Origin of the sequence: Sorangium sp. So ce204 (assembly GCF_051526795.1) — a bacterium.
Classification (GTDB): domain Bacteria; phylum Myxococcota_A; class Polyangia; order Polyangiales; family Polyangiaceae; genus Sorangium; species Sorangium cellulosum_B.
In genome coordinates, this window is sequence record NZ_CP150317.1 from 6,755,564 (window position 1) to 6,781,247 (window position 25,684).

At 70.7% G+C, this 25,684-nt stretch carries 17 protein-coding genes; 9 read left to right on the forward strand and 8 right to left on the reverse strand.

From position 1 onward, the window contains the following. Positions 1-14 precede the first annotated feature (14 nt). From WMF22_RS25075 to WMF22_RS25085, 3 genes are all read right to left on the reverse strand, one after another. Complete coding sequence (locus tag WMF22_RS25075; protein WP_437292525.1) at positions 15-1,391, reverse strand: DUF1552 domain-containing protein; 1,377 nt, start codon at positions 1,389-1,391, stop codon at positions 15-17. Beyond that, on the reverse strand, positions 1,388-3,082 hold the full coding sequence (locus WMF22_RS25080; protein WP_438031427.1) for a DUF1592 domain-containing protein: 1,695 nt from the start codon (positions 3,080-3,082) through the stop codon (positions 1,388-1,390). The genes WMF22_RS25075 and WMF22_RS25080 overlap by 4 nt, the downstream gene beginning before the upstream one ends. A 388-nt stretch (positions 3,083-3,470) precedes the next feature. Continuing rightward, positions 3,471-4,610, reverse strand: coding sequence for a hypothetical protein (locus tag WMF22_RS25085; protein ID WP_438031428.1), 1,140 nt, complete (start codon positions 4,608-4,610; stop codon positions 3,471-3,473). Positions 4,611-5,358: 748 nt separating this feature from the next. Between WMF22_RS25085 and WMF22_RS25090 the strand changes: the two genes are divergently transcribed. The 7 genes from WMF22_RS25090 to WMF22_RS25120 all read left to right on the forward strand — a co-directional run bounded on the left by WMF22_RS25090 (position 5,359) and on the right by WMF22_RS25120 (position 14,357). After that, on the forward strand, positions 5,359-6,447 hold the full coding sequence (locus WMF22_RS25090) for an alpha/beta hydrolase family esterase (protein ID WP_438031429.1): 1,089 nt from the start codon (positions 5,359-5,361) through the stop codon (positions 6,445-6,447). Between the two features lie 138 nt (positions 6,448-6,585). Further along, positions 6,586-7,758 (forward strand): alpha/beta hydrolase family esterase, encoded by a 1,173-nt coding sequence (locus tag WMF22_RS25095; protein WP_438031430.1) that lies wholly within the window; start codon positions 6,586-6,588, stop codon positions 7,756-7,758. A gap of 171 nt (positions 7,759-7,929) precedes the next feature. After that, positions 7,930-9,606, forward strand: coding sequence for a DUF1592 domain-containing protein (locus WMF22_RS25100; protein WP_437292530.1), 1,677 nt, complete (start codon positions 7,930-7,932; stop codon positions 9,604-9,606). Next, complete coding sequence (locus WMF22_RS25105; protein WP_438031431.1) at positions 9,603-11,051, forward strand: DUF1552 domain-containing protein; 1,449 nt, start codon at positions 9,603-9,605, stop codon at positions 11,049-11,051. The genes WMF22_RS25100 and WMF22_RS25105 overlap by 4 nt, the downstream gene beginning before the upstream one ends. 305 nt (positions 11,052-11,356) lie before the next feature. Continuing rightward, a complete protein-coding gene (locus WMF22_RS25110; protein ID WP_438031432.1) occupies positions 11,357-12,838 on the forward strand; it encodes a PAS domain-containing protein in 1,482 nt (493 codons plus the stop codon). A 16-nt stretch (positions 12,839-12,854) separates the two neighbouring features. Next, positions 12,855-12,992 (forward strand): hypothetical protein, encoded by a 138-nt coding sequence (locus tag WMF22_RS25115; RefSeq protein WP_437292533.1) that lies wholly within the window; start codon positions 12,855-12,857, stop codon positions 12,990-12,992. A 498-nt stretch (positions 12,993-13,490) separates the two neighbouring features. After that, the gene (locus WMF22_RS25120; RefSeq protein ID WP_438031433.1) at positions 13,491-14,357 is read left to right on the forward strand and encodes an SGNH/GDSL hydrolase family protein; all 867 of its coding nucleotides are present in this window, start codon (positions 13,491-13,493) and stop codon (positions 14,355-14,357) included. 109 nt (positions 14,358-14,466) lie between these two features. Here WMF22_RS25120 and WMF22_RS25125 read toward each other — a convergent pair whose 3' ends face one another. The 4 genes from WMF22_RS25125 to WMF22_RS25140 form a co-directional block, all read right to left on the reverse strand. Beyond that, entirely contained in the window at positions 14,467-15,807 is a 1,341-nt protein-coding gene (locus WMF22_RS25125) for a DUF1552 domain-containing protein (RefSeq protein ID WP_438037282.1), read from the reverse strand. A 35-nt stretch (positions 15,808-15,842) separates the two neighbouring features. Then, the gene (locus WMF22_RS25130; RefSeq protein WP_437292536.1) at positions 15,843-17,372 is read right to left on the reverse strand and encodes a DUF1592 domain-containing protein; all 1,530 of its coding nucleotides are present in this window, start codon (positions 17,370-17,372) and stop codon (positions 15,843-15,845) included. 605 nt (positions 17,373-17,977) lie between these two features. Then, positions 17,978-19,075 carry a serine/threonine-protein kinase gene (locus tag WMF22_RS25135; RefSeq protein WP_438031434.1) on the reverse strand — a complete coding sequence of 366 codons (1,098 nt, stop codon included), beginning with the start codon at positions 19,073-19,075 and terminating at the stop codon, positions 17,978-17,980. A 44-nt stretch (positions 19,076-19,119) separates the two neighbouring features. Further along, positions 19,120-21,852, reverse strand: a complete 2,733-nt coding sequence (locus tag WMF22_RS25140) for a protein kinase domain-containing protein (RefSeq protein WP_438031435.1) — start codon at positions 21,850-21,852, stop codon at positions 19,120-19,122. A gap of 181 nt (positions 21,853-22,033) precedes the next feature. Between WMF22_RS25140 and WMF22_RS25145 the strand changes: the two genes are divergently transcribed. Then, on the forward strand, positions 22,034-23,587 hold the full coding sequence (locus WMF22_RS25145; RefSeq protein WP_438031436.1) for a serine/threonine-protein kinase: 1,554 nt from the start codon (positions 22,034-22,036) through the stop codon (positions 23,585-23,587). Between the two features lie 334 nt (positions 23,588-23,921). Next, a complete protein-coding gene (locus WMF22_RS25150; protein ID WP_437292540.1) occupies positions 23,922-24,407 on the forward strand; it encodes a hypothetical protein in 486 nt (161 codons plus the stop codon). 69 nt (positions 24,408-24,476) lie between these two features. Here WMF22_RS25150 and WMF22_RS25155 read toward each other — a convergent pair whose 3' ends face one another. Then, entirely contained in the window at positions 24,477-25,634 is a 1,158-nt protein-coding gene (locus tag WMF22_RS25155) for a hypothetical protein (RefSeq protein ID WP_438031437.1), read from the reverse strand. Between the last annotated feature and the right edge of the window lie 50 nt (positions 25,635-25,684).

Sequence of the window (25,684 nt, forward strand, 5' to 3'; positions counted from 1 at the left end):
GACTCTTTGCCTCTTCAGGCGATGATCGGATCGACGAGCCCGCCTTCGAGGCTCTCGTCGCCGAAGTCGTCGAGCGGCCCTCCCTGGCTGTTGGTGCATCCGACCGCCGCGCCGATCGTGTTGAGCAGCTTGTTGTTGGTGATCTTCACGTCGACGAACTGGCCGGTCTTGAGGTAGCCCGCGGCACCGCCGGCGAGGATGTAAGGGACCTTCCGGAACCCGTGGAACTTGTCCGCGTTGTCATTGAGCCACACCGCCACGCCGTGATCGAGGAGCGTCCCCGAGCCGAGCTCGTACGACGAGAGCCTGTCGAGCAGGTGCTTGAAGAGCCGCGCGTGGATCCTGTCGATCTGGTGGTGCAGCTCCTGAGCGCCCTCGATCGGCGGGCCCGAGGTGCCGTCGCTGTCGATGCGGTGGGAGATCTTGTGGTAGCTCTTCTGCCGGACGCCGTTGATCGTGTACTCGGTCCCGTCGTTGCCGTCGCCCACCTGGAGCGTCGCCACGCGCGTGACGCCGCACGCCATCGCGAGCGCGATGATATCCATCTGCATCCGCGTGACGGCCTCCACGTTCTCGGATTTGCCGACGTTCGGCGAGATCGCCTCCATCTCGGCGACCTGCTCCTCCGGGAGCTTGCACGCGAGCGCGACCTCGAGATCGCGGATGCTGTCGAAGTGGAGCTGTAGCCGCTCGCGATCGCTCTTGCTGATGTCCTTCCGGCTCATGAGCGCCTTCATCTCCCCGCGCACCAGGTCGTTGACGCTGGTGCGGCGCTCGACGAGCGACTGCTGGACCTCGGTGTCCACGTCGGCGAGCCCGAAGAGCTTCTTGTACGCGTTGGCCGGGTTGCGCTCGGCGGCGCGCAGCTGCTTCGGCCCGCGGTACGAGAGCACCTCGTTGATGTAGCCGGACATCCTGCCCGCGTAGAGCGTCAGCGGCTCGACGCCCGCCGGGTTGAGCTCGGTCGCGATGCGGTTGTCGATCGACTCGCCCATCGCGAGCGACTCGTTGCCCGCCGGCTGGTCCGACACGCGCGCGGCCGTGAGGCACTGGTTGCCGCCGCCGGAGTGGCCGCACCCGTTGGCCTTGAACGCGAAATCCACGCCGCGCAGCAGGATGAGCTTGCTCGCGTGGTCCTTGAGCTCGCTGACCGCGCGGTCGCCGTCCCGCTCCATCGACGCGGCGGTCAGCGCGCCTGTCTCGCTGGGCCAGAACATCTCGGGCTCGTCGCCGGCCGCCTGCGCGACGCCGTTCGCCTGGCGCATGAAGATCGCGAAGGGCGGCACGTCCCCCGTGCCGGCCGAGGCGCGCCGCGGCGCGAAGGTCTCCAGGAACGGGAGCGCGACCGTGACGCCGAACAGGCCTCGAAGCACACGTCGTCGGGTGATCATGGCGCCTCCGCGGGAACTCGAGCGAGGAACGGCGTGGAGGAGACGATCTCGAGGAGGAGCTCCTTGGTCGAGGAGCCGCCGCGCGACGCCTCGCCGAGCTGCTCGACGAACGTCTTGTCCTTCACGCCCGCGTCGCGGCCGTGGGTGAACTCGAGCCAGCGCTCCGCGTAGCACGCGTGCGCCTCGCGGCTCTCGGCGAGCAGCTGGCTGAACTCGATGGCATCCGCGTACTTCCGCGGCTGGCCGCCGAGCGTGTAGGTGTCGGCGGAGTTGACCGGCATCCCGTTGTCGGTCGTGCGGTATTTGCCGATCGCGTCGTAATGCTCGAAGGCGAACCCCACCGGGTTGATGAGCGCCCCATGGCACGACGCGCCGCACGTCCCCTTGCCCGTGTGCGCCTCGACGCGCTCGCGGTTGGTCGCCTGCTCGCCCGGCGGCAGCGAGGTCGCGTCGTCGGGCGGCGGCGGCAGCGAGGCGCAGAGGATCCTGAGGTTCACGAAGACGCCGCGGTGGATCGAGTCCGGCTGCCGCGCCGTCGCCTTGGCCGCGAGGAAGCCGAGGCGCGTGAGCAGCCCCGAGCGCTCGGCCTCGTCGAGCTCCACCTGCTCGAGCTCGTCCGAGAAGTCGCCCCCGACGCCGTAGACCGCCGCGAGGCGGTCGTTCACGAACGCCGTGCGCGAGGTGAGCAGCTCGGTGAGGCCACCCTCCCTCTCGAAGACGACATGATCCACGAAGCGCTCCGCCTCGCGCTGCATATCGCCGCCCATCTCGGGGACGAACTCGGGGTAGAGCGCCTTGTCCTTGTTGAGGTCGTGGTACTGCTCGTAATCGTAGAGCTGCCGATGGAACGCGCGGACGACCTCGCGGGCGCGCGGGTCGTCGAGCATCCCCTCGGCGTACGCGCGGACGGCCTCGCGGGTCGAGAGCTCGCCCGCCTTCGCCGCCTCGAGGAGCGCGTCGGACGGCATCGAGCTCCAGAAGAGGTACGAGAGCTTGGCCGCGATCTCGTGGCCGCTCAGCGGGATGAGCCCGCCCTTCGCCGGCCCGGCGCCGCGCTCGACCCGGTAGACGAAATGGGGTGACTGCAAAAACGCCTCGAGCGCCGCGCGCACGCCCGCCGCGAACGGCTCCTCGCCCTCGAAGAGCTGCTCGCCGCGACGGAACAGCGCGACATACGTGTCCCGCTCCTCGGACGTGAGCGGGCGCCGGAAAGCCCGCTCGCCGAACCGCTCGATGAACGCCTGCGCCCGCGCCTCCGGCTCGACCGGGAGGTCGGCGGGCACGATCCGACCGAGCTTGTCCTCGTCGGTGGTCACCATCGCCGCGAGCTCCTCCGCGGCGCGCTGGTAGTCGCTCCAGAGGCCCGGCGTCACGAGGAGCGCAGCTTCGTTGTTGTCGAACACCCCGCCGAGCGGATCGCTCGTGAAGGACGCCGAGAGGCCGGGCGTGTCGTCGAGGCGCAGGAGATCGCGCACCGTGTTCTCCCACTGCGCGTGGCTCAGCCGCGGAAACATGCTGCGCTCGGCGACCTGCGGCGCCGCCGCGCCGCCCGGCAAGGGGCCGTCGCCCTCCTCGTGGGCGCCCAGAGAGCCCGTGCACCCCGCGAGCAGGACCGCCGCAGCGCAGAGCGGCGCGCCCAGCGCGCGCCTCCAGCGAGGCAGGAGGATCATCGAAATAGACGGTGGGGTCATCGTCTCTCTCTCCTCTCTCTCCTGGTAAAGCGCTGGCGACCGGGCGGCCACTTCAGCGCCGATCCGCCGCCCGCGGCGCGCACCGCCGAGCGAGCGGTGCCGGTGCCGACATCCATCCAAGGACGAAGGTCTCGGTCCGCGTGACGGCCCACCCAAGACGAAACAAAAGGATACCGCTCCGAGGCAATGTGAACGATCACAAGATCGATGTCAAACCCAATCGACCCGCCCGCATGGTTCCTCCGGCCCGAGCGAGGACGCTGGCTTGGCCGTGGGACCGTGAGGACTGGAACTTTCCGCCGGCGACACCCATGCTGAGAGCGCCGTTGCGTACATCGAGCGACGTGAAGGCGCGCGACGTGAAGGCGCGCGACGAGCGCGGAGGTCGTCAGCGGTCGAAGAAGTCGAAGACGTCGGGCAGCACGAGCGGAACCATGCCTGCATGGTCCGCGTCGACTTCCTTGTATGTGATCGTGTAGCCGCCAGCCATCATCCAGTCGCGCAGCGCCCGGCTGCCGGTCAGGGAAGGTGTGCCGACGGTCCCTTCCGTCACGAAGATGGGCACGTCGAGCAGCCGGTCCCACGGATAGCCCGACTCCTGGACGAAGGGGCCGGACATGGGCGCCAGAGCCGCCCAGTAGTCGGCGTATTTACCGCCGATGTACCAGGTGCCGCCGCTCCCCATCGAGTGTCCGGTGAGGAACATCGCGCCGCGATCGATGGGGTACTCGTTCAGCACCAGCTCCAGGACGTTGATGACGTCCTTCTCGCTGAGCTCCTGCGCGCGTTCTCGCTCGGGCGTACGCATGGCCAGGAGCTTCTCCGCCTCCTCGGGTTGCCCGAACACGGCCGGCAGCCGCAGGAAGTTGCCGTAGGCGCCCTGATAGCCGAGCGGCGAGACAAGGAGCACGCCATGCTGGTCGGCGAGATTCACCATCTGCCTGTTGTTCTGATCCAGGTACGAGCTCTCGTCGTTCGAAGCGCCGTGCAAGAACATCACGAGGGGCAGCTTCGACGTGCCGTCCCAGCCCTTCGGGACGCAGACGCGGTAAGGAACGTCCGCGCCCGCTTCTGGAAAGCGATACGTCCTGCGCTGGTCGCCTTTGGCGCGCCACTGCGGAGATCCGGGATCGGCGACGGACTCGGCGAGCGCCCGCGCCTCGAGCACCTGGGTGCGCGGATCGAGCGTGGTCCCGAACCAGATGGTCACCGGCTCGAATTCGTCTGAACCGCCCGCCCCGCCCGCCCCGCCCTCCCCTGCGGCGCCGCCCTCGCCGCCGGCCGCCGCCGTCCCGCCGCTGGGCGCTCCGCCGCCCGTGCCGGCGCCCGCTGGGCCGCCCGCGCTGGCCGAGGCGCCTCCAGGAGAGCCCCCGCCGGGGCCGCTGGAGGCGGCGCCAGGCGCGCTGGCGCCGCCCCCACCTTGGCCGCTGGAGGCGGCGCCGCTGCCGGCATCCTCGCTCCCGCAGGCGGCGAGCGACAGCGCGCAGCCGATAGAGGCCAGTGACGAAAGGAATCGACGCGTCGTCATGCTCACTCCAGGGACGAGATCAGCCCGTTCTGGGCGCGCTGCCGAGCGCTCGTGGTTCTCCGAGGCCCCTTGGCGCGCGACTCGATGGCTCATTCACGAATCGCAGAAAAATGCACTGACACCAACCAGGTTCACATCACGAGCGAGCTGCTGGCGCCCGCAGCGTCCGGCGGCCCCCGGCGCGATGCCTCGATCCGCTCCGCTGGACCATCGATTCGCCATCGCGGCTCGTGTGCCTGCGCAAATACGATGTCAGCAGCAGGACCCCCGAAGGCGCACCGTGAACGATCACATTCAGGGCGTCAAACAAAATTGACCAGCGCGCGGCTCTCCTCGATCCCGAGTGCTCTGGTCGGCTTCGAGCCAGTTGCGCGACCAGGTGAGGTCCCACACCGTCCGATGGCCCCAATCGCGGAGATGGCGTCCCGCGACCCGGTGCCCCGATTGACGCGCCGCTTCGTCGGAGGAGCCGCGTCAGCCCTGTCCTCCCTCGGGATCGAGGAACTCCGCGGTTTCGTCGACAAGAGTTGACATCGATCATGTGAACGATCACAATGAATGCCTTGTCGTGAGCGCGGCGAGCGGAAATCCAGCGAGACGGCTTGTTTACATCAAAGTCGCACCACCTCGCTGAATCCCGGCTCAGCCGTCGGACTCGGGTCCTTCAATCAACTGGAAACGACCTCACGCTGCGGGCGCGCCTCGTGGAACGCCGCCGGTGGGGGAAAAATTGCGCCTGGGTATTCGAATGACGAACCGATCTACACTCGTTCGAGCCACATTGTTCGCGGCGCTGGCCGGCTCTTGCGCTCTCTCGGCTTGCGGGGGGGGCGCCGATGACGGCGCGAGCTCGTCAGGCGACGACCCTCACGCCGGGACGGGCGGGGCCGCCGTCTCGGGCAGCAGCGGTAGCACCACGACCAGCAGCAGCGCCACGACCAGCGGCGGCGCCACGACCGGCGACAGCAGCGCGTCCGCGGGTGGGTCGGGCGGTGAAGGAGGAACGAGCGGAAGCGGCGGTTCGCCAGGGACGGGCGGTGAGGGCGGATCGACGGAAGGCAAGGTCCCCCCGCAGCCGAGCACGGGTTGCGGCAAGGCCAATCCGCAGACGGGCAGCGCGCAGAGCCCGCTCACCGTATCGGGTCACCAGTACTACGTGAAGCTGCCGACCAACTACGACGCCAGCAAGCCGTATCCGGTGATGATCATGTTCAACCCGACGGGCAACCCGATCAGCTGGGCAGAGCAGAACGCGGGCTTCGAGGCGACCGGCCCCAAGGAAGCCTGGATCCGGGTCTACCCTCACCCGGCCAACTCCAGCTCGGGCTGGGGGGCGAACGACGTCTCCTTCTTTCAGCCGTTCTACGATCAGATCACGGGCAACCTCTGCATCGACAAGGCCCGCGTGTTCGCGGCGGGCGAGAGCTCGGGCGGCGACTTCTCGAGCATCCTCGGCTGCGAGCACGCGGACAAGCTGCGCGCGGTGGGCCCGTGCGCCACCAAGAACGTGCAGCAGTACCCGCTCAACGCCGGCACCCGGAAGTGTACCGGGCAGGTCACGGCGGTCGTGATCCACGGAAAGCGCGACTCCGTGGTCGGGACGGACAACGGCCCGAAGACGCGCGACTTCTATACCGCGCTGAACCACTGCGAGGCGGGCACGACGCCGGTCGACGGGTACACGGACGATCTCTCGAACTGCGTCCTGGCTCAGGGCTGCGACGAGGGCTATCCGGTCTACTGGTGCCAGCACGGGGACCCGAACTACCAGAACACCAATCATGGTTGGCCCGCGTTCGCGCCCAAGTTCCTCTGGAGCCTGTTCTCGACCTATTGAGGATCATGATTGGCCCGGCGGCGCCCGGTGCATGACGCCCGTATCAACCAGCCGAGGGGGGGCGTGGCGAACGACCCGCGCTCGCCCGAGCCCCCGGCGAGCAGAAGCTATCGAGGTGGTGTCCTTATGAGTCGATCTGTGTTTGGACTGAACGTTCTCTTCACCGTGGGCGTGGCGGCGGCGCTGGCCGCATGCGGCTCGGAGGCGGATCCCGTCGACCCCGGCGCTGGCGGCTCCTCTGGCGCATCCACGAGCAGCGGCCCCACCTCGGGAGCGACGTCGGGCGGAACGTCCAGCAGCGGCGCGGGCACGGCCGCGAGCACGAGCAGCTCTTCCGGCACGGGCGGCGACTCGTCCGGCACCGGCACCGGCGGTTCGACGGGCGCCGGCGACGGCGGCTCGACGGGCGCTGGCGACGGCGGCTCGACAGGCGCCGGCGACGGCGGCTCGACGGGCGCCGGCGGCTCGATGAACCCTGGCGACGGCGGCTCGGTGGGCTGCGGCAAGGCCGTGACGCGCCCCAACCCTCGCACGCAGCAGACGCTGATGGTCGGCGGGGTGACGCGCTACTACCTGATGCACGTGCCGGAGAACTACGACCCGAGCAAGCCGCTGCCGCTGGTCTTCGGTATCCACGGCCTGAACATGAACAACGTGTGGGCCGCTCACGACAACAGCGGATTCCAGCTCATCCAGGAGACCAACAACCAGGCGCTGCTCATCTACCCGCAGGGCTTGCCGGCGAACGGGCAATCCACGCCGCCGAGCACCGAATCGCAGTGGGGCACTGCAGACTCCAACTGGGGCGGTCCGCCGCCCAACGCCAATCAGGCGCGCATGACGGCCGACCTGGCGTTCTTCGATGCCATGCTGGAGCACGCCAAGACGAACTACTGCGTGGACACGAAGCGCGTCTTCGCGGTCGGGTTCAGCCAAGGTGGTTTCATGACGAACACGCTCGGCTGCCAGCGCGCCTCCGTGTTCCGCGGCCTCGCCCCGGTCGCCGGGTGGGGCCCCAACGGATCCCAGCCCACGTGCAGCGACGCCAGCGCCGCGCACGCGCTGATTCAAACGCAAGGCGACACCGACGGGACCGTGACCCCCCAGCTGGGACAGGCGACCCGAGACTTCTGGCGCGGCCGGAACGGCTGCCAGGCGACCACGATGCGGTCGAGCTTCGGCGACTCGTGCGTCGAGTACCAGGGCTGCAAGGAGGGCCAGCCGGTCGTGTACTGCACGCACCCCGGCGGCCACAACGTACCGTCCGGCGCGGGCGGGCGAGCCTGGCGCTTCTTCCAGTCGCTCAAGTGAGCCGCGCAGGCCGTGAGGGAACGCGGCCTCTCGCAGGCGGTGGACTGAACGTGATCTCTTCGATGCATGGATCGTCGACTTTCGGATGGACAAGACCGTTACTGGATGATGGCTGCATTGCAACTGGGCTGAATAGCTGATTCGTCACCCGAGCTTGGTCAGGAGGCAATCATGACCCCACCGTCTTTTTTCATGACCGGCTTGCCACGCGGCAGGCGGGCGCTGGGCGCGGGGCTCTGCGTCACCGCGCTGCTGCTCGCGGGATGCACGGGCGCCCTGGGCGATCCGGAGGACAGCGGCGACCCGGCGCCGCCGGACGTGAACGGCCCAGTCACCGGCGGGGTGGCGCGCGGCATCGACATGCCGGGTGGGCCGCAGTACCACCGGTTCGTGCGGCTCACGAACTCGCAGTGGGCGCGCAGCGTCCAGGTGGTCCTGAACCTCGCCGCGCCTCCGTCGCTGTCCGACGGGTTCGAGAAGCCCGTCTCCGGCACGACGGACTTCACGAACAACGAGCACCTGCTGAGCGTGAACCAGCGCTTGTGGGGCGAGTACCAATCGGCGGCGGAGGCGCTCGCCGAGGAGGTGACGGCTTCGGCGGAGGCGCTCGCCGATGTTTACCCGGGTACGGACGCCGCCGGCTTCATCGAGACCGTGGGGCGCCGTGCGTATCGCCGTCCGCTGACGGACGACGAGATCGCCAGGTACACGGATCTCTTCGAGACCGGAACGGCGATGTCGGGCTCGAAGAGCGCGTTCGCCAAGGGCGCCGAGCTCGTGCTCCGGACGATGCTCCAGTCGCCGCACTTCCTCTACCGCACGGAGCTCGGCCAGGATCGCAAGCCGCTCGATGGTTACGAGATCGCGGCGAAGCTGTCGCTCTGGCTGCGCGACGCCGCGCCGAGCGACGAGCTGCTCGACAAGGCGCCCACGCTCACGACGCCGGAGGCGATCGCCGCGGTCGCCGAGACCATGCTGGAGGAGCCCTCCGCGGTGGAGGGCATGCGGTACTTCCATCGCGAGCTGCTCCACTTCGATCGCTACTCCACGATCAGCAAGCTCGGCGTGCCGAGCTACGACGAATCGTTGAACGCGGAGTACGAGGAGAGCGCGTACCTGTTCTTCGACAAGATCTTCACCGAGGGTCTCGGCGTCAAGGAGATCCTCACGTCCACCAAGGGCTTCGTGGGGCCGGGGATGGCGAGCCTCTACGGCCTTTCGCCGAGCGGGAGCCGCGTCGCGGAGCGAGACCTCGGCCCCGATCGCGTCGGCTTCTTCTCGCAGCTCCCTTACCTGACGCTGAACGCTCTGAACGAGGAGTCGGACTCGATCCACCGCGGCGTCAGCATCAACCTCGACGTGCTGTGCACGCCGCTCGGCGCGCCGGCCCCCAACATTCCGCCGGTCCCGCCGCTCGAGCCCGGGCAGACGAACCGCCAGCGCATCACGCGGCTCACCTCCGCCTGCGGCGGCGCGTGCCACAACCAGCTCATCAACCCCGTCGGCTTCGCCTTCGAGCACTTCGACGGCATGGGGATATATCGGGACGAGGAGAACGGAGGCTTGCCGATCGACAGCAGCGGTGTCTACACGTTCTCCGAAGGGGACAAGTCGTTCGCGGACGCCGGCGAGCTGATGCACCACATGGCGGAGGGCGAGCAGGCTCACCTCTGCTACGCGAAGAAGCTCGCGAGCTTCGCGCTCCAGCGCGACGTTGTCCCGTCGGACCTGCCGCTCGTCGAGACGCTCGCCGAGGTGAGCCGCGGCGCCAGCGGCTCGGTGAAGGCGATTATGCTCGAGCTCGTGAAGAAGGAAGCATTCCGGACTCGCATGGGAGGTACGCTGTGAACCCCAAGATCGCAATGAACCTCGCTCCTCCGAGCACGGCGCACCGGCGCGGCATGAACCGGCGCGCGTTCCTGCGCGCGGGCGGCGTCGCCATCGCCCTTCCGTTCCTCGAGGGTCTGCCGGCGCGCTCCGCCTGGGCCGCGGACAGCCCGCCCGTGTTCAGCCTCTACATCGTGGCGGCGTGCGGCGTGGTGGGCAAGAAGTTCTTCCCGGACAAGACGGGCCAGCTCACGACCGAAGGGCTCGCCGCCATGACGGACAAGGCGACGCACGTGCTCGCGCCTCACGCCGCGAACCTGCTGTTCATCCGCGGTATCAACTTCCCGATGAATGGGCCCACCAACTGCGGCCACGCGCAGGGTCTGAGTCAGTCGCTCACCGCGCGCCCGGCGCAGGGCGGCGGCAGGACCGTCGCCTCTACCGGCGTGTCCGCTGACGTGGTCGTCGCCAAGCTGGTGAACGAGGGCGGAGCCGATCCGCTCACGCTCTACGCCGGCAACCTCAGGAACGGGTACATCGCCGAGCGCATCTCGTTCAAGGGCGGCGGCTCCGGACAGGTGCGCTCCGCGGACGACAACCCGTACACGCTCTATTCCAAGCTCGTCGGCCTGACGAGCAGCGGCGGTGGCAGCAGCAGCGGCGGCAGCGGCGCGCAGGTCGCCGAGGAGCTCATCCGCAGCCGCAAGAGCGCGAACGACTTCGTGCGCGAGGAGCTGAACAGCCTGATGCGCATGTCGGCGCTGAGCTCCGCGGACAAGCACCGCCTCCAGCAGCATTTCGACGCCATCCGCGACGCCGAGGTCACGATGGGCGAGATGGCCGCCGGGACCTGCAGCCAGGCGGGCCTCTCGACGTCGGAGCTCGACGCGCTCAAGAGCGGCTTCGCGTTCAAGACGAACGGCATGATAGAAGACGTCGCGAAGCTCCACCTCGAGCTCGTGGCGCTGGCGTTCGCCTGCAACTTCAACCGCGTGGCGACGCTGCAGCACGGCGACGGCACGGATCAGACGAAGTATGCGGTGCCGTCGAACGAGAAGCTCGGGTGGCCCTTCCACCACATCAGCCATCGTGTGCAGTCGGACGCCTCTTCGGGCAGCAACCCGACGGCCGAGCAAGCGCACGCCGAGATCGACGTGGTCCGCATGCAGACGCTGCTCCACGGCCTCGATCAGTTCAAGGCGCGCGGCCTGTTCGACAAGTCCATCCTCATGTGGACGAACCACGTGTCGGACGGCCCGTCGCACAGCTTCCAGAACGTTCCGACGATCATCGCCGGGGACGGCGGTGGCTACCTGAAGCAGGGTGCTTACATCGACGCCGGAGGCGTCACGAACAACCGGCTCTTCAACGGCCTCATCGCCGCCGCCGTTCGGGACAAGACCGAGTGGACGGAGAACTTCGGCGAGGGCAAGGGCTCCGGGCCCATCGACGGCATGCTCGCCTGAGCGGCATCACGCCACCGGGGCTCATGACGACCCCAGTCCCGGGCCAGGCCGGAGCGGTGGCCCTGGAGAATGTGTTCGTTCACACACTTGAGCTCAAGCCGGATCGGCTGCACCCGTATTGACGCGCTCCGGCGGCTCGACGACAGGCCCGTCGCGGGGGTGCAGGCGCTCGTCGCTGGGCCATCGCCGCCGCGGGGGGCGGCAGGTGCGCCTCGCGGCGGGCCTTCACTTTCCGGCGAGATCGACTTGCGGAACCAGTAGACTACGGGCGGCGCGCTCGTCGATCAGCGCGCGGAGGAGCGAGCATGGGTCGCGACGGGGGCGAGCGGGTATGCGGGCCGTTCGGGGGCGCGGACGCGGGCGGGGTGTCCGGAGGGGACCTCGACTCGGAAGCAGGGAGCGCGGCGGGGGGGCCCTACAAGCTCGACGGGCGCCCCGCGCCGGGCGGGGTGCCCGCGCGCATCGATGGCGAGATCGATGGCGAGATCGACTACAAGGCAGAGTGCTGGGCGCTGCGCGCGCGCATCGAGCAGCTGGAGAATGAGCTGGCCAGTCGGCGCGACGAGCTCGGGCGCGAGAGAGGGTTGGTCAGCGCGGCGGCGGCGTACCTCGACGCTCCGTTCGCTCTGGGCGCCACGCAGGTGCCGGCGCTGATCCACTGGCGCCAGGACGGCACCGTGACGCGCTGGAACGACGCCGCGGGGTACCTCTTCGGCTGGAGCGAGGGCGAGGCCGTGGGCCGCCGGATCGAAGAGCTCGTGGCCGCGGATCCGGTGTCGCCAGAGGAGGTGGAGGCGTTCAACCACGATCCTGGCGAGAGCCTCTTCGCGATGACCACGAGCGCGAGCAGGACGAGAGAGGGAAACGAGATCACCTGCCGGTGGACCTACGCCGTGCTGCGCGACGAGCGAGGCGACGTCCGGGAGATCGCGGCCATCGTGGATGAAGGCGACGATCCGCGGCAGAGGGAGCGCCTGCTGCACGAACGCTATCAGATGCTCGTGCAGCTCGTGGACAACTCGCCGAACGTCATGTTCATCAAGGACGCGGAGGGTCGCTACGTGTTCCTCAACCGCCATTATGCGCGGGCCCTCGGGCGGCACGCCATCGAGTTCCTCGGCAAGGACGAGCATGAGTTCGGCGCCACGCCGCCCGGCGTCGCCGACCGGATCGTGGCGAAGGAACGGGAGGTGTTCGAGAGCGGCCAGGCCATGCGGTACCAGGAGGTCCTGGACTACGGCAGCGAGAAATTCTATTTCTTCACGGCCAAGTTCCCGGTTCGCAACGAGCGCGGCGAGCTGGTCGGCGTCGGCGGCGTCGTGCGAGAGGACACCGACCTGAGGCGCGCGGAGGCGGAGCGGGCCGCGCTGCAGGAGCAGATCATCGCCGCGCAGCAGGACGCGCTCCGGGAGCTGTCGACGCCGCTCATCCCGCTCGCCGACGGCGTCCTGGCCATGCCGCTCGTCGGGACGGTGGACGGCGCGCGCGCGGGGCAGATCATGGAGACGCTGCTCACCGGGATCGGCAGCCAGCGCGCCCACACCGCGATCCTGGACATCACCGGCGTTCGCGCCGTCGACACGCTCATCGCCGATGCGCTGACGCGGACCGCGCGCGCCGCCCAGATGCTCGGCGCGCGCGTGGTGCTCACGGGCATCCGCCCCGAGGTGGCGCGCGCCCTGATCGAGCTCGGCGCGGACCTCACCGGCATCGTCACGATGGGCACCTTGCAGAGCGGCATCGCGTACGCGCTCCGGCCCACGGAGCGCCCGCGCGTCGCCCGGTGAAGCGCGCCCTGGCCGCATGGCAAAGGGGCCGGAGGCCCCTCCCCTGCCCGGCGCCTCCCGCGCGCGATCCGGCGACGAGCTCGCCGCGACGCTCGCGCGCACGCCGGGCGTGACCGCCGTGCTCGAAGGCCGCGCGCCGGTCCATTTCCTTTGACACCAGCAGTGTGAACGCTCACAGTGCGCCTCGGGGTTTCCTTTCGCGTTGCCCTGAACAGGCCGTCGTGCGCGCCGGCCCTTCGTCCCTGGGCTCGGGCTCGCCCTCTGCGCCGATTCCATTCGCCTGGTCGTCGCGGACGCGAGCAACGGCGAGGTCGCGAGGGCGCCGCGTGTCGTTTCGGCGGCTCTCGGTCGATCATCCCGACAGCGCAGCGGAGCTCGCATCCTGCGGCTCTCCGCTTCGGCGTGCGTGGGACGGAGGAATGCGATGCGTATGGTTCAAGAGAATGGTTCGCTGTGTGGGTCGCGCGAGCGGAACGATGCGGAGATCCGGAGACCGCGCCGCTCGACGTGGGCCACGCTGGTGGGGACTGCCGCGCTGGTGGCGATGCTCAGCGGGTGTTCCGATGATCCGGAAGGAGCGACGTCGACCAGCTCCGGAGCCGACGCAAGCGCTACGACGGGCGCGACCAGCGGGGGGGTGACGAGCGGCGGCGTGACCAGCGGGAGCGCTGGAGGGGGAGTCGCCACGAGCGGCTCGGCAGGCTCGGGCGGCGACGGCGGCACCGGGGGCGCCGGCGGCACCGGGGGCGCCGGCGGAGCGGGCTCGGGTGGCATGGGCGGCGCATCCGACGGTGTCGGAGGTACCGGGGGCGACGGAGGTGCAGGGGGCAGCGCCGGCGCGGGCGGCGGCCCGGCATTCCAGCCCTGCCCGGCGAGCGGCCCCTGCAAGATCATGCCCTTCGGCGATTCAATCACGCAGGGTTTCAACGTCGCCGGCGGCTACCGCGCCCCGCTGTTCCACCTCGCGCTCGAAGCGAGCCGCGACATCACCTTCGTCGGTTCCGCCAATGACTACAGCGTGCCCACGGTGGACGGAGTGACGTTCCCGAGGAACCACGAGGGTCACGGCGGCTGGACGATCGAGGGCAACAACGGCATCGCGAAGCTCGTAGACACCAGCATTCCGAATTACAAGCCCAACATCGTTACGTTGATGATCGGAACGAACGACATCAACGGTAACATCAACGTTGCGGACGCACCGAATCGCCTGGGCAAGCTGCTCGACTCGATTTTCACGCGTGATCCGAACATCCTCGTGGTGCTCGCGCAGATCGTGCCGTCGAGAACGGACGGCACGAACAACGCCATCAAGGCCTACAACGCGGCCATGCCCGACCTGGTTTCGACGCGCGTCAGCAAGGGGCAGCACATCGTGCTGGTGGACATGTACACAGCGTTCACCAACGACCCGAACTACAAGCAGTCCCTCTTCGCCGACAATCTCCACCCGAACCAGGCAGGGTATAACCGCATGGCCGAGGTCTGGTTCCAGGCGTTGAACCCGTACCTCCGCTGAAATCGAAAGGCGAACGCACGCCGGATTTCCGACAGCGGAGCTCCCGGACAGGATACCGCCGGCCGGCGTCGTTGAGCTCGCGCCGGCCGGCATTCCGCCCTTGTGACGGCTACGTCAGGTTCGTGAGCGGCCCGGTGCAGAACCTCGGGTCGCCGAACGTCGTTCGGCTGTCGCCGAACAGGTTCAAGATCGAGACGAGCAGGTTGTTGTGCGGGAGGTTGGGGTACCGGACCCAGCGTCCAGTGCGCAGGCCTCCGCCGCCGCCGGCCAGCAGGAACGGCATGTTCGACTTGTTGTGGCTCGGCGGATCCGAGAGCTCGGACCCGAAGAAGACGACGCTCTCGTCGAGCAGCGAGTGTCCACCCATGTCGACCTTCGCCATCTCCTGCAGCAGATAGAGGTGCTGCTTCGAATACCAGTTGCAGATGAGCTCGCACTCGTTTGGCCTGAAGCCGCCGTCGTGCTGGTAGAAATGGTGGTGCTCGGTCAGGTTCAGCCAGGGGAAGGTGTGCTTCGCCTCGGTGTCGCTCCACTGCAGCGTGCCGACCGCGGTCATGTCGCAGGCGAACGACATCACCAGCATATCCATCAGGAGCTTGCCGACCTTGGGGATCGCCGCGTCGGTCGAGGTGTCCTTGATCGAGCCGTTGTCGGAGGAGTTCAGCCCGGTGCGCGGGTTGTAGTCGGACGTGTCGACCCTCTCCGGCGCCTTGCAGGCGCTCGTCTCGACCGGGACGCTGCTGAGGCCCTTCTCGATCTCGCGGATCTTCGTCAGGTGCTGGTCGATCTTCTGCGCGTCGGCGGCGCCGAGCCGCGAGGACAGGGCGGAGTAGCGCCCGTCGAGGAAGTCGAGGATCGATTTCTTGCGCGCGAGCCGGCGGGCGGCATCGTTGCCGGCGCTGGGATCCAGCGTGCCGAAGAGATCGGTGAAGATCTCCGTCGGATCGAGGCGCGGCGGGATCGGCCTGAACGGCGCGGCGCTCTCGAAATTCGCGGCGTTCATCGGTGACAGCAGGCCGTGGGACTTGCCCGTCGCCCAGCGCACCGCGATCTCGATGCTCGCCTTGGCCTTTTTACCGGCGGAGATCCGGGAAGCGATCACCTGATCGATGGACGGTCCGCCCCCGTAGCCGCCGTTCGGGGCCTGGGTCGTGCCCGAGAGCCAGGCGATGATCCCGGCCTGGTGCTGCTCACCGACCGCGCTCTTCATGTCGAGGCCGTCGACGACGAGCAGCTTGTCCTGCACCGGCGCGAGCGGCGACAGGATGGGCCCCAGGGTGAAGTTCGTCTCGGTGCCGGTCGGCCGCCAGCGGTTGATCACGGTCCCGCCCGGCGTGTAGACGGAGAGGAAACGCTTGGCGGGGGCGGCTTGCGCGCTCGCCGTGCGCTCGGTGCCCATGATCTCCAGCCAGGGGAGCGCGATGGCGATGGCGCCAGCGCCGCGCAGCACGGCACGTCGGCTCAAACGAAAGTTCGACATAACCATCACTCCTCCTGGGCAGCCATGTAGTGGAAAGCATCCGTCTGCGTGAGCTCGATCAGGAGCTGCTTTACATTGTATCCGGACGCCTTGAAGGCGTCCGTGACAGCCTTCTTGGTGCAAGCGTCCCCGGCGCGAAGCGTGAGACCATAGCCGTACTCGGCCCAGCGCGTCGCGAAGCAGCTCTGCACCGCCTCGGTCTGGGCGAGCCCCTGCACCAGCTCGATCGGCCCGCTCACCTTGATGTCCGTGCCCGGGACCCCGCCGCTCGCGTCGATCGGGACGTCGTTCTCCGTCGTGCGGAACAGCCCGACCGCGTCGTAGTTCTCGAGCGCGAACCCGACCGGATCCATGAACTGGTGGCACCCCGCGCAGACAGGGTCCTTGCTGTGCTGGCTGAAGCGCTCCCGCGCCGTCGCGCCGGTGTACGGATCCGGCGGCTTCACCCGCTCCAGGATGTCGCCGGTGGGGAGCGGGATCTTCTGGCACATCAGCTTGTCGAGCACGAACGCGCCGCGGACCACGGGGTTCGTGTTGTTCGAGTGCGTCGTCCCGGCCATCATACCGGCCTGCGTAAGGAGCCCGAGGCGCTGGGTCGTGTCGAGCTCCACCCGCTGGAACTCGTCGCCCGTCACGCCGGGGACGCCGTAGAACTCCGCGAGGGGCCCGTTCATGAACGTGTACGGGGCCGTCAAGATGGACGCCCAGGTGCCGTTCTCCTCGAAGATCTCGTGCGCGAGCAATCGCTGCGTCTCTTCGTGCATGAGCGAGCCGATCTTCCGCGAGAAGGTCGGGAACGACTCCGCTTTTCGCTCGAGATCCGCGAGGCTGCTGATGGGGAGCAGGTTGTCGAAGAAGTACCGGACGGTGGCCCGGGACCGAGGATCCTCGAGCATGCGCTCGGCATGAGCGCGCACGCCTTCCCTGGTCGAGAGCTCACCTGCTCGCGCCGCGGTGCGCAGCTCCTCGTCGGGCATCGTGCCCCAGAGCAGGTACGATAGGCGCGTCGCCATCTCGTCGCCCGTGGGCCGGCGGAGCTCGGGGCGCTCCGGGTCGGGTGTGCCGAACTCGATGCGGTAGAGGAAATCCGGCGATTGGAGCAGCCCCTCGATCACCGTCGCGATGCCGACGTCGAACGTGGCGTCCGTCCGGCCGGCGCTGTACAGCGTGAGGAGCTCGTCCGCCTCGCCGTCGGCGAGCGGCCTCCGGTAAGCGAGCGGCGCGATCCGCTCGATGATCGTGCGCGCGCACACCTCCTCGCTCTCCCTCGTCACGCTGCTCGCGCAAGGGTCGAGCTTCGCGAGCGCCTCCGGGGTGGCGGTCGCGCGCTTGGCGACGCCCTCCGCGACGGTGCCCAGCTGCCCGGCGAGCAGGCTCGAGACCGACAGCGTGTCCGCGTCATTGCCGAAGCCGTTCCCGACATCCTCGCTCGGAAGCGAATAGCCTGGATCCGTCGTGTCGCCCAGGAGGTCGCGGACGGTCTGGTTGTACTCGAAGCGCGTCAGCCGCCGCAGCGGGGCTCGCCCGGGGTACACCGCGCCGTCCTCGCAAGCGGCCGGGTCCGTCGGGCCCGTGCCCGTCGAGGTGGTCGGCGGCGGGTCTGTCGTGGTGGAATCGGAATCGTCGGAGCGAAACCCGCCCAGGTCTCCCGTGCAGCCGCTGGCCACGATCAACGCGATCGAGACGGCTGACCGGGCGCCTAGGAGAGGACGCGCCTGCTCATGATCTGAGGGCCTAACCATGGTTCTCTCTCTTCGCCCGCTGTGGGCACGCTGCGTGAGCAATACCAATGATTTTTCACGACGATCGTGGAACAATCGATGTCTGTCGCGTCCTCTGGTGGCTCACGCCTGGCGAAACGCCGATCACCATCGTTCGACGATCGTCTGCGCGACGACCGAACGAACGTAACCGGCACCAGGATCGACCCGATACCCGACCACGAAGCGCGCAATGCGCATGGCGACCCACCCAGAGCAAAGCGAAAGGATACCCCCGCAATGTGAACGCTCACATGCAGGATGTCAACGCCTATCGATCGGCCCGCGCGCGTCCGCCAGCCCGAGGGAGGATAAGGTCGGCGGAGCTCCTCCGAAGCGCCGCGTCAACAGGAGCGGACGCCGGAACCGCAGCAGCGCGCTCAGCCGCGCGAGGACTGCCGCTGTTCCAGGAGCCCGCCCGATTCCCCCTCGCCCACCGGCCCCGCCGCGCGCATCGACTGCAAGGCAGCGACGATCTCCTCCGTGACGCGCGGCCCGCCCGAGACGTAGGACGGCGCGAGCGGCTTCAGCGGCGGCGGGAGCACCTCGGCGACCCGCGCGCCGATGGCGTCGCGCGACGCCGCGTGCCCCTCCTCCCCGGCGGCGGCCCGGAGCGCCCGCGCGAAATCGGCCGCCGTCGGCCAGCGCGCGTCGCGATCGCGCTCGATCGCCCGCGCGACGGCGGCCGTGACGGCCTGGCCCACGCCCTCGCGCTCGCTCGAGAGCGGCGGCACCTCGCGCTCCAGGACGGCGTGGAGCGTCGAGACCATGTTGCCGCCGGCGAACAGCCGCCTGCCCGCCAGCACCTCCCACGCCACGACCCCGAGCGAGAACACGTCCGAGCGCCGATCCAGCGGCCTCGCGTTCGCCTGCTCTGGCGAGAAATAGCTCAGCTTCCCCTTCACCATCCCGGTCTTCGTCCGCGTCGTGCGGCGCAGGGCATACGCGAGCCCGAGATCGCAGATGGACGCCCGGCCGTCGACGCCGACAAGGATGTTGGAGGGCGAGACGTCCCGGTGGATCACCTGGAGCAGCTCCCCCGCGCTGTCGCGCGCCTCGTGCGCCGCGTGCAGCCCCTCGGCGGCCTGCGCGATGAGCTCGATCGCGTCGCCGACCCCGAGCGCCTCGGGAGCCCGGGTGAGGTGCTTGAGCGTGACCCCCACGACGAGCTCCATGACGATGTACGGCGCGCCCTCGTCGAGGCCGTAATCGAGGACGGGAACGAAATGGGGGCTCGCGACGCGCGACGCGATGCCCGCCTCGTCGAAGAGCATGGACGCATAGCTCGACTCGTAGCGCAGATCGGCCCGGATCCGCTTCACCGCCACGAGCGACCTGCGCTCCGGACCCGCGCCGCCCGCGTCCCCTCCGCCTGCAGCGCGGGCGCGACGCGCGATGAAGACCTCGGCCGAGCCGCCCCTGGCCAGCTGCAACAGCAGCTCGTAAGGACCGACGGCGCCCAGGTCAGAAGAATCCATGCTCACTGCTCCGGGCGGCGGGTTATCACGTCAATGGTTGTTCATCAACCTTGGCCCCCCTGCGCTTCGCTCCGTTCACGCTCGGATTTGCGCTCCGGGGGGCGCCCCTGCCCTCCTCCTCCTCCGCCGCGATCCTGCGCAGGGCCGCGGGCGACGAGGCCCTCGCCGTCCGTGGGGGCGTCGCCGCCGCGCTCGGCGTGCTCGGCCAGCACCCGCTCGTCGGTCTCGCCCACCGAGCGCAGCCAGCGCGCCGCGGCCCGGTGGCCGGCGGCGCGATCGCCGTCCGTGAGCATCCCGTAGGCGGCGTCGCGCACGAGGGCGTGACGGAACGTGAGCTCGTCGTGCCCCGGGTAGCGCGAGACGCCGCGCCGGGCGACGAGCTCCTCCGAGAGCAGGCTCTTGAGCCAGCGGTCGAGCGACTCGGCCGAGGTGCCGGCGCCGAGCAGCTGCCGCACGCCCTCCGGCCAGAAGCTGCCGCCGAACAGGCTCGCCGCCCGCAGCGTGCGCCGCGCCTCGGCCGGCAGCGCCTCGATGCGCGCGTGCATCAGGGCCACGACCGTGGGCGGCATGTCGCTCCGGCCCTCCGCGCGCGCGCGCATGAGCTCCTCGAGGAAGAAGGGGTGGCCGTCGGCGTGCTCGACGAGCCGCGCCACCTCGGGCAGCGCGAGCTCCTCGCCGAACACGCTGCGGACGAGGCGCTCGGCCGCGCGCTGGCTGAGCGCGCCGAGCTTGATGTGCTGCACGCCGCGCGAGCCCCAGAGGCCGGGGAACGTCTCCATCACGCTGTGGCGCGCGAAGCCGAGCACGAGGAGCGGGCGATCCGAGAGCGCCTGGAGCGCCTCGTCCAGCACCGAGACCGAGGCGTGATCGCTCCAGTGCATGTCCTCGAGCGCCACGACGACCGGCCCCTCGCCCGAGCGCGCGGCGAGCCACTCGAGCACGGCGCGGCGGGCCTGATCGCTCAGGGCGACCGCGTCCCCGCGGGCGGCGCGCAGCTCGGCGTCGGGGTCGTCGAACGGCGTGCCCGCGATCTCGCCGAGGTACCAGGCGACGCGCGGGGCGTCGTCGGCCGGCGCGGGCAGGGCCCGCGCGACGTGCTCGCGGATCTTGGCGCGGCGCGCCTCGAGCGCCTCGCCGGGCAGGCAGCCGGCGGCCGCGAGGACGATCTCGCCCAGCATGCCGAACGGCGCGCCCGAGCCGAGGGGGTCGCCCCGCGCCACGTAGACCGACGCGCGCGCGTCGCGCTCGCGCACGGCGCGGATGAGCTCGCAGCGGAGGCGCGTCTTGCCGATGCCGGCCTCGCCGAGGACGAGCGCGGCGCGCGCCACGGGCTCGTCGGCGCTCTGCTCGAAGAGGCCGAGCAGCGTCGCGAGCTCGCGGTCGCGCCCGACGAACGAGGTGACGCGGCCGAAGAGCGTGCGCTCGGGCTCGGTGCCGTCGCGCTCGCCCTTCAGCAGGAACGAGGGGCCGTCGCCGATCACCTCGAAGCGCGGCGCCGCGAGCCCCGCGGTGACCTCGTCGATGCGCACGTCGCCCTCGGCCTCGCGGAGGCGGGCGACCGCGCGGTCGATGACGTCGCCCGCGGGCAGGCGCTCGCCCACCTGCGCGCGGCCCGTGGCGAGCGCGACAGGGCGCCCGGGCAGGCGCGCCTTCAGCGCGAGCGCGCACTGCGCGGCGCGCGCCGCGAGGTCGAAGGCGGCCATCGTGCCGGCGCCGCCGCGGCCGGAGAACACCTCGTCGGTCTGCGAGGAAAGGAGCACCATGCGCGTGCCGCCCGGGAGCCGCACGCGGTCGCCGCCGAACGCCTCGGCGAGGTCCCCGACGATCCGCTCGACGCCGCGATCGCTCGCCGGCTCCGGGTCGGCGGCGCCCAGATCGACCAGGACGACGCTGACGAGCCGCCGCTCGTCGTCGGTGACCGACGCCGGCGCGCCGTCCGCGCCCGCGCTGGACGCGCGCGCGAGCAGGGCGCGCGCGTCCGCGAGCGCGGCCGCCGCCGCGCGGCCGTCCGCGGGGCGCGCCGCCGGATCCTTGGCCAGGAGGCGCGCGGCGAGCTCGTCGAGGAAGGGCGGCGCGTCCGGGCGCCGCTCGACGAGGCGCGGCGCCTCCTCGAGGAGGATGCGGCACACCTCGGCGAGCGGGTCGTCGGCCGCGAAGGGGCGCTGCCCGGCGAGGCACTCGAAGAGCAGGACGCCGAGCCCGAAGACGTCGGCGCGCGCGTCGACCTCGACGTCGCCGCGCGCCTGCTCGGGCGCGACGTAGCCGAGCGAGCCGACGAGCGAGCTGGCCTCCGTGACGAGCGAGGTCGACGCCGCCGCCCGGGCGACGCCGAAGTCGAGCAGGACCACGCCGTCGACCCTGCCGTCGCGCAGGAGCACGTTGCTCGGCTTGAGATCGCGGTGCGTGATCCCGATCGCGTGGATCGAGGCGAGCGCCTCCGCGATCTGGTGCGCGACGAGCAGCGCGTCGGCCACGGGGAGCGCCCCCTCCTCTAGGCGCGCGTCGAGCGTGACGCCCTCGAGCCACTCCATCGCGAGCCACAGGGCGCCGTCGTCGCCCGTGCCGTGCGCGATGTGCTGCACGATGAGCGGGTGCTGCACGGCCTCGAGCATGCGCGCCTCGCGCCGGAAGCGGGCGGCGAGCTCCGGGGGCGCGACCTTGAGCGCGACGGGGCGCCCGGTCAGCTGATCGATCGCCCGGTAGACCGTGCCCATCCCGCCGGCGCCGGCAAGGCGGTGCACCTCGAACCGGCCTGCGACCAGCGTGCCCTCGCGCATGGTGCCAGCTTATCCGAGAGCTCCCGTCAGGTGCGCGGCGCGAGCGCTCGGTGGTGACGGTCCAGGGTGTTTGTTGTACGCTGTGCGCGCCGACACGCTCCGACACCCAGAGGGCTGCGTCGCGCGCACAGGACGCCCCTCCAGGGTCGTCGACTCGGCCGATCTGGAAGAGGGACCCCCGATGAACCCCGGACAGCAGGTGACGAGCACGCTCAGGCTGGCGCGCGAGCTCGGGAAGGGGGCGATGGGGAGCGTGTGGGTGGCCGATCACCTCGCGCTCGGGACGCAGGTGGCGGTGAAGTTCATGGCGCCGGCCTACGCGGACCAGACGGGCTTCGTGGAGCGCTTCCGGCGGGAGGCGATGGCGGCCGCGCAGATCAAGAGCCCGCACGTCGCGCAGGTCTTCGACCACGGCGTCACGCCGGACGGGGTGCCGTTCATCGTGATGGAGCTGCTCGAGGGCGAGGACCTCAAGAGCCGCATGCAGCGGCTGGGCGCGCTGCCGCCCGTCGAGGTCACGGCGATCGTGTCGCAGACGGCCAAGGCGCTCGGCCGGGCGCACCAGGTCGGGATCGTCCACCGCGACATCAAGCCGGACAACATCTTCCTGCTCGACGTCGAGGGCGAGCTGTTCGTGAAGGTGCTCGACTTCGGCGTGGCCAAGCGGGTCCAGGGCGAGCTCGGCATGACGTCGACCGGGAGCGTGCTGGGCACGCCGCTCTACATGAGCCCCGAGCAGCTGCTCAGCGCGAAGCACGTCGACTTCCGCGCGGATCTCTGGGGGCTCGCGGTGGTCGCTTACCACGCGCTCACCGCGCAGGTCCCGTTCCGGGGCGAGACGCTGGGCGCGCTGTCGGTGGTGCTGCACACCGGGATCTTCACGCCGCCGAGCGAGGTGAGGCCGGAGCTCTCTCCGGCGATCGACGCCTGGATGAAGAAGGCGCTGGCGCACGATCCGGCGGCGCGCTTCGCGTCGGCGCGGCAGATGGCGGAGGCGCTGGAGCGCGCGGTCCTCGGGATCGCGCGAACGGCGTTCACGACCGAGCCCTCGTCCGCGGGGGAGCGAGCCCTCCACGGGAGCGCGTCGCAGCCGGTGCTGTTCGGGGAGCCGACGCCGCTGCCGCCGGCGCCGGGCGCGCGGCTCTCGACGACCGGCACGCCGCCGTCGTCGGCGCCGGGCGCGCGGCTCTCGACGGACGGCGCGCCGGGGCGGACGCTCGCCGGCATGGCGACCTCGGGGACGGACGGGGCCCGGAGGTGGGCGCCGGCCATCCTGGCGGCCGCGCTCGCGTTCGGAGCACTGGTGGCGGCGGTCGTCTTCCTGGCCACGAAGCAGTCGCCCACGGCCGAGGTCACCCCCTCGTCGGAGGCGCCGGCCCGGCAGGCCGCGCCCGTCCCGGCGCAGCCGGTGGTGCCGGCGCCAGCGAGCGCCGCCGCGCCGGTGCCGGCAGAGCCGGCGAGCGCGACGCCCGCGGCCGAGACCGCGCAGCCAGCGGCCCCGGCCGAGACCGCGCAGCCGGCGGCCGCGGCGGCGACCGCGCAGCCGGCGGCCACGGCGGCGACCGCGCAGCCGGCGGGCGCTGCCCGCACCGGCGCGGCAGGGAGGCCGGGCGCGACGGCGGCGCCGCGCGGCACCTCGGCGGGGCGCGGCCGCGCCGCGCCGCGGGAGACATCGACGGGCCGCCCGACGGGGACGAAGCCGCCCGCGCCGGTCGAGGACACGATCGGCTTCTGACGCGGCCTCCGGCCTCACCGCGCACCGGCCGCCCCGGGCGCCGATGTACGCGGCCTTCGCACGACCTGGTCAGACGGAGCCCGTCGAAATGGGGCGCTCGCGCGGCTCGACAGCAAAAGATGGAATCAACCGCGCTGGCACGGGCGATGTCGACATCGGAAGGTGAGGCCCACGGGGCGCACTGCGACATCCCGCCTCGCTCCTCCAGCGGAAGGGGCAGAGAAATCGGCGCGAACGCACCGAGGCGTGAGAATTCCGGATTGGCACAGAGCGTGCGGTATCCGTCGCCGGGGCCCAGAGCGAGGACGCGCTCAACGCGAAGGAGGTCTCTTCCATGGAGAAGCTCGTAATTGGCCTGGTGCAGACGCACGACGACGCGGAAGCCGCGGCGGAACGCATCATCGACTGCGGCTACACACGACAGGAGGTCAGCCTGCTGATGACCGAGGCGACACGCGACAGGTGCTTTCCGAGCCCGGATGTGGCGCCGCCGTCGAGCACGTTCGGCGCCGCTGTCTCGATGAGCGTCGTGGTCCCCGACCTCGGGTTCGTGGTCGCCGGGCCGCTGGCCGCTGTCGTGGCCAGCGCGGTCGGCGCCGGGATCACGGGCGGCCTGCGCGAGATCCTCCTCACCGCGGGCGTCCCGAGGCACTGGGCGGAACGCTACGAGGCCGGCGTCCGGCAGGGCGGGATCCTCGTGAGCGTCTTCGCGCGCAGCGAGCGCGACGTCGGCCTGCTCCACCTGGTCCTGGACGACCCGCACATGACGTCGTTCCACACGGAAGCCCACCGGCACCACGCGTACGACACGTCGTTTTGAGCCGAGGCGCGCGCGTCGCGAGGCAAAGCGCCTCACCCCGGCAGGCGGATCCCGCGCCGCGGCGCGGGCTCAACCCCCGAGCGACCTGAGCCGCGCGCGCAGCATCAGCGCGCCGATGAGGTCTTCCTCCGCGTCGCTCCTGCGCGACCAGCCCAGCGAGAGGTAGCGCAGCAGCTCGCCGAACGTCGGGCCGGCCAGCGCCGCGCTCGTGCCGCCGCGGACGACCCAGAGCTGCTCGCCGTCGGCCCCGAGCGCGACGACCGACCGCTGGGCCGCGCCGCCGCCGAGCGCCGAGCCCGAGAGCCGCGCGATCGGGTAGAGCTGTCGCGCCGCCGCCGCCTCCCAGCCCGGCTCGCGGTCGTGGGCGAGGAGCTCGCCCTCGCGGAGGAAGCGCAGCGTGCCCTCGACGGCGCCGATCGCGAGCTCGCGGTAGAGGTCCTCCGGATCCGCCGGATCGGCCCAGTCGTACGCGCGCACGAACGCCGCGTACGTCGCCGGCGGGGCGACGCCGCGGACGGGCGGCGGGGACGCGGGCGCGCCGCGGCCGTCCTCGCGGCGGAGCACCCGGTTGAGCCGCGCGACCTCGTCGGCGATCGACCCCGGCCCCGGCGCGACGAGGTGCACCTGGACGCGGCGCTCGGGCGCGAAGAGGCCGCCCATGAGCGCGCCCAGCACCGGGGCGCCCAGCTCGGCCGCGAGGAACGTCGAGCCGCGGTGCGGCCGGATCGCCCGGTCCATGGCCTCGCGCTCCTCCGCCGCTGTCGCGCCCTCCGGCAGGTCGACGTCGACCTCGACGAGGTCGCTCCGGTCGGGCGCCTCCACGCCGGCCTCGACGCCCTCGTCCCCTTCCCTCACGAAGTGGCGGACGAACCCGCTCGCCTCGAAGCGCCAGCCGTCGTCGTGGACGACGTCCTCCGAGAACACGAGCGCGAAGACCGTCGCGCCGGGGTGGCCGAGCTCGGCGGCCGCGTCGAGCACGGCGACGGGCGGAGAGAGCTCGTCCTCGAAGAGCTCGGCGAGGTGGTCGAGCTCGTCGTCCCCGCCGCCGGCGGGCTCGCCGCTCGAGTAGAACGCGGCCGCGTGCCCGGGCACGCCGGGGAGCGGCGCGATGAACAGGCGCGGCGAGGCGACGTCCCAGCCACCGAGCGCCACGGCAAAGCCCTGGGACAGCGCGCGGTCCGGGATGTCGGCGGGTCGAAAGATCAACGCTGCGAACGTGGTGGCCATGGGGCGCTCAGGGTAACCCGATCTCCGGCCCGCGCCGGCGTCCGTCGCGC